This window comes from Desulfurella amilsii (assembly GCF_002119425.1).
In the GTDB taxonomy this organism is placed as follows: Bacteria; Campylobacterota_A; Desulfurellia; order Desulfurellales; family Desulfurellaceae; genus Desulfurella; species Desulfurella amilsii.
In genome coordinates this window covers 330,875-343,779 of record NZ_MDSU01000018.1, presented here as the reverse complement: position 1 = coordinate 343,779, position 12,905 = coordinate 330,875, and the positions used below count along the sequence as shown (strand labels likewise).

Annotated in this window: 18 protein-coding genes; 7 read left to right on the top strand and 11 right to left on the bottom strand. The window is 33.3% G+C overall.

The window, feature by feature from the left end:
• Positions 1 to 157: 157 nt before the first annotated feature.
• Together DESAMIL20_RS05215 and DESAMIL20_RS05210 are read right to left on the bottom strand one after the other, a co-directional pair.
• On the bottom strand, positions 158 to 481 hold the full coding sequence (locus tag DESAMIL20_RS05215) for a hypothetical protein (RefSeq protein ID WP_086033758.1): 324 nt from the start codon (positions 479 to 481) through the stop codon (positions 158 to 160).
• Positions 482 to 505: 24 nt separating this feature from the next.
• Positions 506 to 913, bottom strand: coding sequence for a DoxX family protein (locus DESAMIL20_RS05210; protein WP_086033757.1), 408 nt, complete (start codon positions 911 to 913; stop codon positions 506 to 508).
• Positions 914 to 1,109: 196 nt separating this feature from the next.
• Here DESAMIL20_RS05210 and DESAMIL20_RS10475 point away from each other — a divergent pair, with 196 nt between their 5' ends.
• The 7 genes from DESAMIL20_RS10475 to DESAMIL20_RS05180 are packed head-to-tail and all read left to right on the top strand — an operon-like array spanning position 1,110 to position 5,157.
• Positions 1,110 to 1,334: a hypothetical protein gene (locus DESAMIL20_RS10475; RefSeq protein WP_158090529.1), complete on the top strand. Its 225-nt coding sequence runs from the start codon at positions 1,110 to 1,112 to the stop codon at positions 1,332 to 1,334.
• Entirely contained in the window at positions 1,271 to 1,522 is a 252-nt protein-coding gene (locus tag DESAMIL20_RS05205) for an SHOCT domain-containing protein (RefSeq protein ID WP_086033756.1), read from the top strand. The genes DESAMIL20_RS10475 and DESAMIL20_RS05205 overlap by 64 nt, the downstream gene beginning before the upstream one ends.
• 15 nt (positions 1,523 to 1,537) lie before the next feature.
• Positions 1,538 to 1,957, top strand: a complete 420-nt coding sequence (locus DESAMIL20_RS05200; RefSeq protein WP_086033755.1) for a c-type cytochrome — start codon at positions 1,538 to 1,540, stop codon at positions 1,955 to 1,957.
• Positions 1,954 to 4,395: a heavy metal translocating P-type ATPase gene (locus DESAMIL20_RS05195; protein WP_086033754.1), complete on the top strand. Its 2,442-nt coding sequence runs from the start codon at positions 1,954 to 1,956 to the stop codon at positions 4,393 to 4,395. The genes DESAMIL20_RS05200 and DESAMIL20_RS05195 overlap by 4 nt, the downstream gene beginning before the upstream one ends.
• 10 nt (positions 4,396 to 4,405) lie before the next feature.
• Complete coding sequence (locus DESAMIL20_RS05190) at positions 4,406 to 4,651, top strand: glutaredoxin family protein (protein ID WP_086033753.1); 246 nt, start codon at positions 4,406 to 4,408, stop codon at positions 4,649 to 4,651.
• Positions 4,648 to 4,854, top strand: coding sequence for a cation transporter (locus tag DESAMIL20_RS05185; RefSeq protein ID WP_086033752.1), 207 nt, complete (start codon positions 4,648 to 4,650; stop codon positions 4,852 to 4,854). Before DESAMIL20_RS05190 ends, DESAMIL20_RS05185 begins: the two co-directional genes overlap by 4 nt.
• A 15-nt stretch (positions 4,855 to 4,869) precedes the next feature.
• A complete protein-coding gene (locus DESAMIL20_RS05180) occupies positions 4,870 to 5,157 on the top strand; it encodes a metal-sensing transcriptional repressor (protein ID WP_086033751.1) in 288 nt (95 codons plus the stop codon).
• A 14-nt stretch (positions 5,158 to 5,171) separates the two neighbouring features.
• On the opposite strand, the gene DESAMIL20_RS05175 is transcribed toward DESAMIL20_RS05180, so the two are convergent.
• From DESAMIL20_RS05175 to murD, 9 genes are all read right to left on the bottom strand, one after another.
• Entirely contained in the window at positions 5,172 to 6,029 is an 858-nt protein-coding gene (locus DESAMIL20_RS05175; protein WP_158090528.1) for a metallophosphoesterase, read from the bottom strand.
• A gap of 216 nt (positions 6,030 to 6,245) precedes the next feature.
• Entirely contained in the window at positions 6,246 to 6,998 is a 753-nt protein-coding gene (gene hisF, locus DESAMIL20_RS05170) for an imidazole glycerol phosphate synthase subunit HisF (RefSeq protein WP_086033749.1), read from the bottom strand.
• Entirely contained in the window at positions 6,999 to 7,820 is an 822-nt protein-coding gene (locus DESAMIL20_RS05165; protein WP_086033748.1) for an MBL fold metallo-hydrolase, read from the bottom strand.
• Positions 7,817 to 8,536 carry a 1-(5-phosphoribosyl)-5-[(5-phosphoribosylamino)methylideneamino]imidazole-4-carboxamide isomerase gene (gene hisA, locus DESAMIL20_RS05160; RefSeq protein ID WP_086033747.1) on the bottom strand — a complete coding sequence of 240 codons (720 nt, stop codon included), beginning with the start codon at positions 8,534 to 8,536 and terminating at the stop codon, positions 7,817 to 7,819. Before hisA ends, DESAMIL20_RS05165 begins: the two co-directional genes overlap by 4 nt.
• Positions 8,530 to 9,144, bottom strand: coding sequence for an imidazole glycerol phosphate synthase subunit HisH (gene hisH, locus DESAMIL20_RS05155; RefSeq protein WP_086033746.1), 615 nt, complete (start codon positions 9,142 to 9,144; stop codon positions 8,530 to 8,532). Before hisH ends, hisA begins: the two co-directional genes overlap by 7 nt.
• Positions 9,141 to 9,887 carry a glutamate racemase gene (gene murI, locus DESAMIL20_RS05150; RefSeq protein WP_086033745.1) on the bottom strand — a complete coding sequence of 249 codons (747 nt, stop codon included), beginning with the start codon at positions 9,885 to 9,887 and terminating at the stop codon, positions 9,141 to 9,143. Before murI ends, hisH begins: the two co-directional genes overlap by 4 nt.
• The gene (gene cobC, locus DESAMIL20_RS05145) at positions 9,884 to 10,501 is read right to left on the bottom strand and encodes an alpha-ribazole phosphatase (RefSeq protein ID WP_158090527.1); all 618 of its coding nucleotides are present in this window, start codon (positions 10,499 to 10,501) and stop codon (positions 9,884 to 9,886) included. Before cobC ends, murI begins: the two co-directional genes overlap by 4 nt.
• 36 nt (positions 10,502 to 10,537) lie before the next feature.
• Positions 10,538 to 11,614, bottom strand: coding sequence for an FtsW/RodA/SpoVE family cell cycle protein (locus tag DESAMIL20_RS05140; protein WP_086033743.1), 1,077 nt, complete (start codon positions 11,612 to 11,614; stop codon positions 10,538 to 10,540).
• Entirely contained in the window at positions 11,592 to 12,902 is a 1,311-nt protein-coding gene (gene murD, locus DESAMIL20_RS05135; RefSeq protein ID WP_086033742.1) for a UDP-N-acetylmuramoyl-L-alanine--D-glutamate ligase, read from the bottom strand. Before murD ends, DESAMIL20_RS05140 begins: the two co-directional genes overlap by 23 nt.
• Between the last annotated feature and the right edge of the window lie 3 nt (positions 12,903 to 12,905).

Below are 12,905 nucleotides of genomic sequence, written 5' to 3'. Positions count from 1 at the left end.
AAGTGCAGAATGTATTTGTCCTAACTGTGGAGCAAAGATAGCCCATAAACCTGGTATCCAATGTGCACAAGAAAAGTGTCCACAATGTGGTACTAAAATGATAAGGGCGTAGAAATTTTATTTTGCAATAAAAACAATTTTTACTTAACGCAGTTTACTAAAACACCATAGGAACATAGCCATTATTAATAAGATTAGATAAAGGTTCACCTATGTATTCCAATTTAAAGCCTTTTTCTTTGTAAATTTGATCTATGCCCTTTTCCTTTGCAACAAATTTGCATGCAATAGCTTCAAGTTCTTTTAGAGTGTTTATAAGCTCATCGTTGCCTAAAATAGTATTTTCGCTTTCACCCATTAAAAAAAATTTAACATCATCAAACCAATTGTACTTTGATGCATTAGATCCAAAAAGAATGCCTGTTTTTACAACATCAACGTTTTGATTAACTAAAATAATAACCACTTTTGCCTTACTCATAGTTTTTCCTCCTTATGATAAATTTCAAAATGAATTTAGAAATTTCTTTTTAAACTTTATTCCAATTTTTCCACCTTGCGTTATAAATACACTTAAAGCCATTAAAAACTCAGTTAATGCATATTCCATACCGCCTTTTTGTATATTAAAGCCATGTGGCAGGTGAACGATTAATATAGCTCCAATCATTACAATCATAATAGCCAATGCCCCAAGGCGCGTAAATATGCCGATTAGCATAGAAATTCCGCCACAAAATTCAGCTAATCCCACAAGAAAAGCAATAAATAAAGGAAAATGCATGTAGCCAGAAAAAGCAACTAAACCAGGACCATCAAAAGCGTCAAAAAGTATGCTAGAGCCATGATAAATAAATGTTAATGCCAAAGCTAACCTAATAATAAAAATTGATATATCAAACTTGTTTAACATAATTTACCCCTCCTCACATTAGTTTATAATAATACTAACTGATTATAATTTCAAGATTAAAAATATTTTTTGAGTTTTGTGCTTACTGTGTCTAGGCGTTATATAATCATGAACATACATAAATTGGTACTTGACATTATCAGAATTAAGTATATATTTATACTACCCCTAGCCCTGAGGGGTAAGGATGTAAGTAATGAAACCTATTATTAGTGGAAAAGTGCTTGAAAAAGCCAATGGCTATCATATTTATATTGAGCCAAAAAAAGATGGGCAGTTAAAAGTTGTACTATCTTACATATCAAGATCTTTGCACAGGATTATAAATAATCGGACTAAAACTTTAGGAGGTAATTTATGGCGTGGTTTGGCGGTGGACCTTTTTATCATGGATGGTATGGAATTGGAGGTATGGTTATGATGTTTGTTTTTTTCTTTATAGTAATAGCTGCTTTGTTTTTTGCAATAAGATGGATACTTGGATATAGTGGTTGTGGAGTAAGTCATACACTTAAAAATAACAACGATGCTTTAGAGATTTTAAAAATAAGATACGCAAAAGGTGAGATAACGAAAGATGAATTTGAAGAAATTAAAAAACATCTTTAAAAAAAAGGGGTTTAAATGAAAAATAAAATAACCGCATTTTTAATAATCGGCTTTTTAGCCTTTCTTAGTACGGCAATGTATGTTTATGCACAAAGTGGTTATGAGCCTATGATGATGAGAGATATGATGAATGGTGGTTATAATTATAATAATGAGAACTATTCTGCCAAAAGCTTCCCTAACGCTAAATTGTCAGAAGATGCAAAAAAAGGGGGAGTATTGTTTGAATCACTATGTGCACAATGTCACGGTCAGTATGCTCAAGGAAAAATTGGACCAAATATCCAAGGTGCTTCTCTAAGCAATATTAACTGGGCACTAAAAAACGTTTCAATGATGAATTCAGTAAGTACAAATCCTCAATTAAAAAATCAAAAAAATATTTATTACATCTCTAAGTTTCTTAAGTCTATTAAAAAAGGAGACAATAATTGAGTATTGATAGAGTAACCTTAAGCCTTGAAGGCATGAGCTGCGCTTCTTGCGCTTTATCTATAGAAAAAGCATTAAAAAAAATTGATGGTGTCAAAACAGTAAATGTAAACTTGATGACTGAGAAAGCCTTAATTGTTGGCACCGATTTAGAACCAGGTATATTAATTCAATCGGTAAAAAACGCTGGTTATGATGCAAGTTTAGATAGCGTAGAAAAAAATAAAGAAGATATTATGAAAAACACAAAATTATACCAAGTAAATGGTATGAGTTGCGCAGCGTGTGCTATAAATGTAGAAAAAGCACTTAAAAAAATACCAGGCGTAATAGCAGCAAATGTAAACATAGCAACGCAAAAAGCTCATGTTACAATAGATCCAGGCATTGTATCAGAAAGAGAAATGGCTAAAGCCGTTAAAAATGCTGGATACGAATTGGTAATAAACCAAGATAGTCGTTCTCTTAGCCAAGATGATTCTCAGCAAAAACTAAAAAAAGCCAAGTCAAAAATGATTTGGGCCTGGACTATTACGGTTCCTTTGTCATTGCTTATGATTTTTCACATGAGTGGCTTAGCTATACCTTACTTTAGCGAAATTAGTCTTGCAGCATCTTTTATAGTAATATTTGTTGTAGGAAAAGATCTTATTAAATCGGGGTTTGTAGCTATATTGCACAGAAGTTTTAATATGGATGTATTGATATTTTTAGGTGTTTGTGCTTCTTACTTAAGCGGCATTCTATCAATATTAGGCGAACAAATTGCAGATTATTCTGCAGTAGGCGCCATGATTATGGGTTTTTATTTAATTGGTCAATATCTAGAGGCAAAAGCCAAGGGTAAAGCTTCAGAGGCTATCAAGAAGCTTATTTCAATGAATGTAAAAACAGCTAATCTTATAGATGACAACGGTGATATTGTATCAATTGATACTAAAAATCTTGTAGTAGGGGACGTGGTACTAGTTAAGCCTTCACAAGCGGTACCTGCAGATGGCATAATTATTGAAGGCGAAACAATCATTGATGAATCTATGGTTACAGGTGAGTTTTTGCCAAAAACAAAAACTGTTGGCGATCGTGTAATAGGGTCGTGCATCAATCAATTTGGCGTTATAAAGGTTAGAATAACCAGTGTCGGTGAAGATACATTTTTGTCCCAGATGATAAAGCTTGTAGAAGAGGCAATGGGCACAAAGGTACCTATACAGCGCTTTGCTGATAAAGTTATAGGCGTATTTGTACCTTTTGTGCTTATTGTGTCGCTTGCTACTTTTTTGTTTTGGATTTTAGATCCTAAAACTACCCATGCAATCTCCTTATGGGGAGCTTCAATTTTACCATGGGTAAACCCTAACTTAAACGCATTGTCTGCTGCGGTATTTGCTAGTGTTGCAACACTTGTTGTGGCGTGTCCTTGCGCGTTGGGCTTAGCTACACCTACTGCCTTAATGGTGGGATCTGGTCTTGGAGCAAGCCATGGCATATTAATAAGAACAGGCGATGCCCTTCAAGGTGCAAAAGATATTGATACAGTAATCTTTGACAAAACAGGAACTTTGACCACTGGCAAAATAGGTTTGTCAGAAATACACAGCACAATTGATAAAAGTGAGTTTTTAAGGTTAGTAGCAAGTGTAGAAAACTATTCAGAACATCCGCTGTCAGAAGCCATAATTGATTATGCAAAATCAGCCAATATAGTGCTTGAAAATGCAGTAAATGTTGAAATTAACCCAGGTCTTGGCATTAAAGGCACTGTTTTGAACAAAACGATAATTATAGGCAATGCAAATTACATAAAAATTTTTGGCTTTTCATTACCTAAAGATGTTATAGATCAGGATAAAACATCTAGTTTTGTAATGGACATAAATGGGAATTACCTAGGCTATATTACCTTCAAGGATGCTTTAAAAGAAAATGCTAAAAAAGTTATGCTTGAATTAAAAAACATGGGTATCCGCACAGTTATGTTAACAGGCGATAATGAATCAAGCGCAAAACAGGTAGCAAGTATTTTGGATATTGATGAGGTTTACTATAACCTTATGCCTCAAGAAAAATTAGAACACATTAAAAAGCTTCAGCAAGGGCATGTAGTAGCGATGGTAGGTGATGGTATAAACGACGCTCCTGCGCTAAAACAAGCTAATATAGGCATAGCAATAGGTTCAGGTACAGACATTGCTAAAGAAGCAAGTGATATAACTTTAGTTGGGTCAGATTTGGAAGCACTAGTAAAGGCAATAAAGCTTTCTAAAGTCACCTTTAATAAAATAAAACAAAATTTGTTCTGGGCATTTATCTACAATATTATTGCCATTCCCATCGCTGCGCTTGGGCTTTTGCATCCAGCTATCGCAGAAGCAGCTATGGCTGCAAGCTCAGTTAATGTTGTTACAAACTCTTTAAGGCTTAAAAAATACAAATTTTGAGGAGACTATTATGAAAATTATCATATATACAACTAAAGGCTGTCCAGATTGTTATGGGCTCAAACAATGGTTAAACTATAAAAACATCCCATATACTGAAATCGACATTGAAGAACCTGGTATTAGTGAGTATTTAAAAAATAAATATGGCGTAAGGGTTGCTCCGATTACAGTCATTGGAGATAAGTTTTTTTATGGAACATTTGATGTGCAAAAGCCGCAAATAGAGGCTATATTAAAAAAGGAGGTAAAATGAGAGTTTATGTTAGCGGTATGAGTTGTCAGCATTGCAAAATAGCAGTTGAAAAGGCATTTTTGGCTATAGAGGGTGTAGAGAGTGTTAATGTTAATCTAGAAGACGCATATGCAGATGTAATATTAAAGTCTAAAGTTGAAGATAAGAAATTTTCAGATGCTTTAGTAGATACTGCATATGAAGTTGTAAAAATCGAGAAATAATATGGAAAGCATAAAATGAAAGAGTGTTGTAATTTACATCCCAAGCATCAAGAGGCTCTTGTCTTACTTAAAACTGCAAGGGGTCATATCGATGGTGTCATTAAAATGATTGAAGAAGAAAGATACTGTATTGACATATCTAACCAGTTATTAGCCGTTATATCCTTGTTAAAAAAAGCAAATATTTCTGTTATAAACAAACACATAGAAACTTGCGTAAAAGATGCCGCAAAAACAGGCAATGTCGATGAAAAAATTAGCGAATTACAAAACTTAATGAAATATGTAGAAAAAAATAAGTAATATTTAACAGATAATTAATTTAGCTTTTCTAGATTAACCAGAACGATTTCTGATGAAGAAAAAATTCTAAAAGGTGGACCCCAAGTGCCAGCGCCGCTGCTAATGATTAAATGAGAGCCATTAATATTAAAATAGCCAAAATCTCTATTGCGATAATAAGCTTTTGTCAATAAAGTAAACGGAAACATTTGGCCGGCATGTGTATGCCCACATACAGTTAAATCAAATAAGTAAGAATCATTATTTTCTATCAATGGCCTATGCTTTGCAAATATTATGAAAGTATTTTTATCGCATTTACTTAAAATTTCTCTATCTTTTTTATTTGTTATTGTAGTGTCATCTATACCAGCTATATTTAAAAATCCATTTATCTTTACACAGTTGTTTCGCAAAACAATAAAACCAACATTTTCAAGATGTGTTTGGCACTTATTTATGCCTCTGTAAAATTCGTGATTACCAAGTACGGCATATTTGCCATAGATAGGTTTAATTTTTTTGAGAGGTTCAATGCTTTTTTCCATACCATCAATGGATGAGTCAATAATGTCACCGCCAGCTATAACCAAATCAGGCTTTAGATCGTTGATTGTCTTTGATGCTTTATCAACATACCTGTCGTTTATCATAAGACCAGCATGCAAATCTGAAAAGAATACAACTCGAGTGTTTTTTTGGATTTTTTTAGATTTTATTGTTATGGTTCTTATGTGCAGTTTTTGCGCATTAATGTAGCCAAAACCTATAAGGGAAAGGCTAATTATACATGCAATAGTGAAGTTTATTTGTCTGTCCAAAAATGGCTTATAGACAATCCCAAATAACAATAAAGCCACCGAAAAAACTACAAATAAAATTAAAAAACCCATCCAATAAAAGCTGATATGAGCAAGAAAGTTTGCAAGAGTCGGTTTTAATTCTTCAATCTTTCTTATTATAAATAAAGAGAAAACCATATATATTAAAATTAGAAAAACAAAAGCGTCAATATAAGTATTTTTAACTATTGAGGTAAAAAACCAAAAGAAGTATATATGGAATAAACCATAAACGATCAAAAAAACTACAAAAAAATAACTCAATTTTTAAATACGTACGTTTATATTGTGTTGTAACAAGTATTTTTTTGTTTCAATAATTGATACTTCGCCAAAATGAAATATTGATGCGGCAAGTGCAGCATCTGCTCCAATTTCAAATACTTCCTTTATATGTTCAACATTGCCAGCCCCGCCAGAAGCAATGACAGGGATTGAAGAATTTTTGCATACTAGTTTTGTTAATTCTAAATCATAACCTTCCTTTGTGCCATCTTTATCCATGCTTGTAAGCAAGATTTCTCCTGCTCCTCTTTCTTGAACTTCATTTAACCAATCGATAACCTTTATGTTTGCAGCTTTCCTTCCGCCATCAATAAAAACAAAAAAATCGTTATTTACTTTTTTTGCATCAACTGCGATCACAATGCACTGGCTTCCGAAAATTTTTACAGCTTCGTTTAAAAAATCAGGATTTCTAACAGCGGCTGAGTTAATGGAAACTTTGTCAGCCCCTGCTTTAAGAAGATTTCTTATGTCGTCAATATTTCTTATTCCGCCGCCTACTGTTAAAGGCATGAAAATATTTTGAGCACAGGAGGCAACCACATCTATCATAATTGAGCGTTTTTCGTAACTTGCCGTAATATCTAAAAATACAAGCTCATCAGCCAGCTGGCTATCATATATTATTGCTTGTTCTACTGGGTCTCCAGCGTCTTTTAGATCAACAAAGTTTATACCTTTTACTACCCTGCCTTCTTTTACATCGAGGCATGGAATAATGCGTTTTGCTAACATTTAATCACCTACGTCAAGCATAGTTCCTGCATTATTGTAAAGTATTTTATCTGGAAACTCTTTTGCCAAAACACAAGTCATAGCTATACCTGTGCAATGTGATGGCCCAATAATTTTTAGCTGCAGTATTTTATGCAATTGTTTAATAGTTTTTTCTTTTTGCAAACTGTTTGCAGGGCCCAAATGCGTACCGCCAATAAAACCGATTACCTTTTTGTTGAATATTTTTTCGCTGTGATTCATTATATTAATTATTCCCCTATGGGCACAACCAAAAACAATAAAAAGGCCCTCTTTTAGGTTTAGTACTAGGCTTAAATCATCTGGCACATTGTCTTTTATGTATTTACCGTTTGACTCAAAAACAAAATCTTTGTCAACTTCTTCAAAATCGGTTTTTAAATCAACAAAACCTGTTGTGTAAACATTTTTTATCACTTCTGTGGGTGTTGTACTAAACTGGAAATGGGCGCTTAAATTTTCAAAAAACTCTTTGTCTTCTATGCCTATATATCTTAATTTATCGCCTTTTTTTGAGTACCTTTTGCGAAAAATTTCTGGGTGGGCAATAATGGGCGCTTTTGTATGCTGCAGTATATACTTAAGACCTCCTACATGATCATAGTGGCCGTGGCTTAAAACGATTTTATTAATCATTTCTAAGTTTACATTTAAGGTTTTTGCGTTGTGGATAATGCAGTCGCTTTGGCCTGTATCAAACAATACATATTGACCATCTGATTCAACCAGCACACTTAAGCCATGTTCTGATTTTAAAATACCCCCTGTTGAGGTATTTTCTACAAGTGTTAAGAGTTTCATAACTCCCCCTCTTTGATCTTGCTTGGATCAATAGTGCCTTCATATATAGCTTTTCCTAATATAACACCCAAGACGCCATCCTGCTCGAATTTTTTGAGGCGCTTTATATCATCTATACTTTTTATTCCACCTGAGGCAATTATGTTAAGTTTGCTTTCTTGCGCTATTTTACCATAAAAATTCTCGTCTAGCCCGCTTAGTGTTCCGTCTTTTGAGATATCGGTTACTATTGCTTCTTTTAAACCCCACCGTTCAACCTGTTTTAAAAAATCTATGCATGTTACCTGGGTATCTTCTACCCACCCATAAATTTTAACTCTATTATTATCTACATCTATGCCCATTATAATGTATTCTGCAAATTCTTTTAATATATTTTCAAATTCTTTTTTGTTTTTAAATGGCAGACTGCCAATTATAAGCCTTTTTATGCCTAAATCTACTAACTTTTGCGCAGTTACAAAGTTTCTTATGCCACCGCCAACCTCTAGTTCGATATGTGTATGTTTTGCAATGCTTTGAATTGTTTGAAAGTTATCGTTTTTCCCAAATGCAGCATCTAAATCAACTATGTGAATTCTTTTAAAGCCAAGCGACTCAAAATATAATGCAAATTCTATCGGATTCTCACTGTATGTTTTTGCACTGTCTGCTTTGCCTTTTGTTAGTCTTACGACTTTTGAACCCATTAAATCAATAGCTGGTATAACTAACATGTTTCTTCACACATTCTGCAAAAATTTTCATATATTTTTAAACCCAATATTTGGCTTTTTTCTGGATGGAACTGAACCCCATACACATTGTCTTTTTGGCTTGCGCTTGTAAATGTACAAATGTAGTCTGTTTTTGCTGCGCAATTGTCATCAGAGTCTGTATAATATGAGTGGACAAAATAAAAGTATGAATTATTCTTAATACCATCGAATAATTTACAGACTTTGGTGTAATATACGGTATTCCAGCCCATGTGAGGCACTTTCTGATTAGCGTTAGGTGTAAATTTTACACATGAGCCTTTAAATATACCAAGTCCTTTGTGTATACCAAATTCGTATCCTTCTTCAAAAAGCAATTGAAACCCTACGCATATACCCAAAAATGGCTTTTTTGATTCAATACTCTCTAATATACTATCAATCAAATTGTACTTTTTTAGCTTATCAATACAATCGCCAAAAGCGCCCACACCTGGCAACACTACACCACTTGAATTTTTAATAGTTTTTGGGTCTTTGGTTAAGTAGGTTTGATAGCCAGCTTTCTCTATGGCTTTTGTAACAGATGCAACATTTCCAGCATCGTAATCTATAACCGCAATCATAATTCCTCCAGGTCAACTAATTTTACACTATTAAAATCTTTACCCAAAAAAAATTTTCCAATTTTTGAAAAATTTTCTGGAGAGTCTGTTGCATAAAATTCTACTTTGCCTGAACCTTTGAACATACTTTTGTCAATTGTATGAATTAGAGATGTGCCAGAATCTATTATATTCGTATTTGGTAAGATATCTTGGATAACATGTTTTATTAGAGGATAATGCGTACAACCAAGCACAAGCGTCTGAGCATTTATACCGCTTAAGTAGCGTTTTGCTACAATTTTCGTTATTTCGTCATTAATTAATCCTTCTTCTATGAGCGGCACAAACAAAGGACATGCTCTTTGTTCTATTTGAGCGTTTCTATTAAACATTTTTATCGTTTTTTTGTAGGCATTGCTTTCTATGGTAGCTTTTGTGCCTATTACTGCGATACTAGAAAAATTTGAAGCTACTTTTGCTGTAGATTCTACAACACCAAATATAGGCACATTGAAAGTGTTTCTTAAGGCCTCAATGGCAAGACTTGAAGCCGTATTGCATGCAACAATTATAAAATCAACGCCTTTTTTCAGCAAAAACCTTGTATTTTCTATAGAGTATTTAATGATTGTTTCTCTTGATTTGTTGCCATAAGGCACTCTTGCTGTGTCACCAAGATAGATTATATCGCTTTTAAAATGCTCGATTAGCGGTTTTATTACGGTTAAACCACCAACGCCAGAATCAAAAACGCCAATCATAGCACACCATTTATTAGTTTGGTTAAAAAAAAGTTACCGTCGGTTAAAAAATGATTTATGCAAGCAAAATCTTGCGATATGGATAAAATCTTTTCATTTTTTAAATCCATAAAATGCTTTATCATAACACGATTAACACCACCATGAGCTACAATTAAAGTATGCTCGCTAAAATCAAATTCTTCTAGAAAACTTTTTACACGATTATACACATCAGAAAAGCTTTCACCATTTTTAATTTTAAAATTAAATGGGTCTTTTAAAAAACTCGATGCTTCAATGGGGTAATTTTTTTCTATTTCTTGCCAGCTAAGTGATTCAAAAATCCCAAAATTTCTCTCTTTAAGTCTATTATTAACAATTAACTCGCAATTTATAGCTTCTTGAATAATACTTGCAGTTTTTATACATCTTTTTAGCGGGCTTGAGAATATTTTTTTTATTTCTTTATCTTTAAAAAACTCTTTAAGTTTTTTGGCTTGCACCAGTCCATTTTTTGATAAGTCTACATCTAAAGAACCATTAAACACTTTTAACAAAGCATTTTCAACTTCCGGGTGCCTTACAATGTAGATGCTGATTGTCTTTCTCTTAAAAAATTCCAACTTTTCCACGTTTAGTATTTTACAGTAAAAATTTATATTTGCAAACTATAATTTTCTTGACATACTGAGTGTTGCGCCAATAAACATTGCATTTACAACAAGGCTTGATCCGCCATAGCTTACAAGCGGCAGCACAGTGCCTTTTGTGGGTATTATATGAAATACGCTAAAAAGGTTTATTAATATTTGAATTGAAAATACAAAACCTGCAGCGAAAACAAATGCTTTTTCGTAATAATCATCCAATTTAGTAGCGATTGAAAATATTGAATAAACAAGCAAAAAAAGCAGGATAACGACTAACGATACGCCAAAAAAACCTAAGTCTTCGCCAATTGAGGCTATAATAAAATCATTGTAAGCATCTGGCAAAAATAAACTTTTAAAACTTCCATTACCGATACCTCTGCCGAATAACCCGCCCCCTGCAAGCGCAACAAAACCTTGATGAACCTGATAGGGTAGGTTGTGGTTATGCAAAAAGCTTATAACTCTTTCCAAACGCTCTGGATGGATCAAAAATACAGAAGAAAAAAGTATAACACCCAATATGAGAATAATCCCAATATAGCTAAACCTTAAGCCAAAAATATAAAGCACGCAAAGCACTACAATGGCAAAAAGGAAAGCACCACCAATATCTGGCTGAGATATAATTAGTAAAGTTATGACGGCAAAAACTAAAAAAAGTGGAAGAAATACACTTAAGTTGTTTAAATGCTCATATTTCCTGTCAATGAAATCTGCTAAATATAAAATAAAGGCAAAGCGAGCAAACTCGGTTGGTTCAAATGAAAAAATACCAAAATTTATCCACCTTACAGCCCCTCTGATGTTTACGCCAAAGCCTAAATGAAGAGCTATCAAAAAAACAATAGCTAAGCTAAGTAAAAGTGGTATCAATTGTCTTAACTTTTGAGGGTTTAATCTATAGAAAAAATAACCTACAAAAAAAGACACAATAATGTATATTATGTCTCTTTCAAGTAAAAAATTTGGTTTGTTAAAATGCTGGAAAAAAAAGTAATTAGATGCGCTCCATGTTTCAATTAAGCCTATAAAAACTAATATAAAAACACAAAAAACTATAGCAATAGGTTCAAAGGCGCGGTGCTTTGTCATATTCTTCTTTAAAAGCTAAACATTCTGCCCTGAAAGCTTCGCCCCGCTCTTCAAAATTTTTAAACTGATCAAAACTAGACCCACCTGGACTAAATAATACTATATCGCCTGGTTTTGCTATATGGAAAGCTGCCAAGCAAGCGCCTTTTACATTAATAGCTGGAAGCGGTATGGGTTTTAATTTATGCAGTTCAGAAAGAATTTTTCCTCTATCTTCTCCAAAAATAACAACGCCAGTAACTTGTGTTAATAAATCCATTAAGTTCGCATATGACTCGCCTTTATGCTTACCACCAAGTATAACTACGATATTTTGTTTGTTTTCAAACGATTCAATGGCCTTTCTAACAGAGTCTATATTTGTGCTTTTTGAGTCATTATAAAATTTTACACCTTCAATTTCGCATACATACTCTAATCTATGTGGTAATGTTTCTTGATTCATAACAACCTCCTTGATTGTATCTTTTGGCATATTGCATATTAGACATGCAAGGCTTGCTGCTGCAATGTTTTGCATATTATGTATGCCGATCAATTTTGTATTTTCAATCTCAAAATGTTCTCTAAAATTAATAGTAACCTTTTTTTGTGTTATTTTGGATTGAGCATTTTCTCTTACAGTTGAAAACCCAATAACATTTGGAGCAGCAACTGTATAGTTTTCATCGAGGTTTCTTATTAGATAATCTTCATTTGTGAGATTTTTTGCTATTTTTAATTTAGCTTTTTTGTATTTTTCAAAACTTCCATGCCAACTTAAATGATCTTGTGAGATGTTTAAAATAATTGCAATGTATGGTTTAAATGTGTCTATGAACTCTAATTGAAAGCTGCTTACTTCTGTGACTAAGTAGTCGAGCAAATGGGAAACTTTTGCAGCTTTTGTTAACGGTAGGCCATAATTGCCACACATTAGCGCTTTTTTGCCAGCTTTTTTGAGTATGTTGTCAATAAGTTTTACAGTTGTGGATTTGCCGTTTGTGCCCGTAATGGCAATTATTTTGCATTTAGCAAGCCTAAAGCCAAACTCTAGTTCGCTGATTATGGTCATATTTTTTTCTTTGGCATACTTTATGTATGGGTGGTGTTTTGGTATACCAGGCGAGACTACAACTAAATCAAAATCCATTTCTAAAAAAAGTTTAGCATTTTCTCCACCAAAAAAATTGGGTTCATCCGGCAATTTAGAATCGTCAAATACAAACACTTCATCTTGATTTTTTTCTAAAAGTGCATTAAGTACGCTTCTTCCACTTTTTCCAAAGCCTAATATTGCAATTTTCATTTC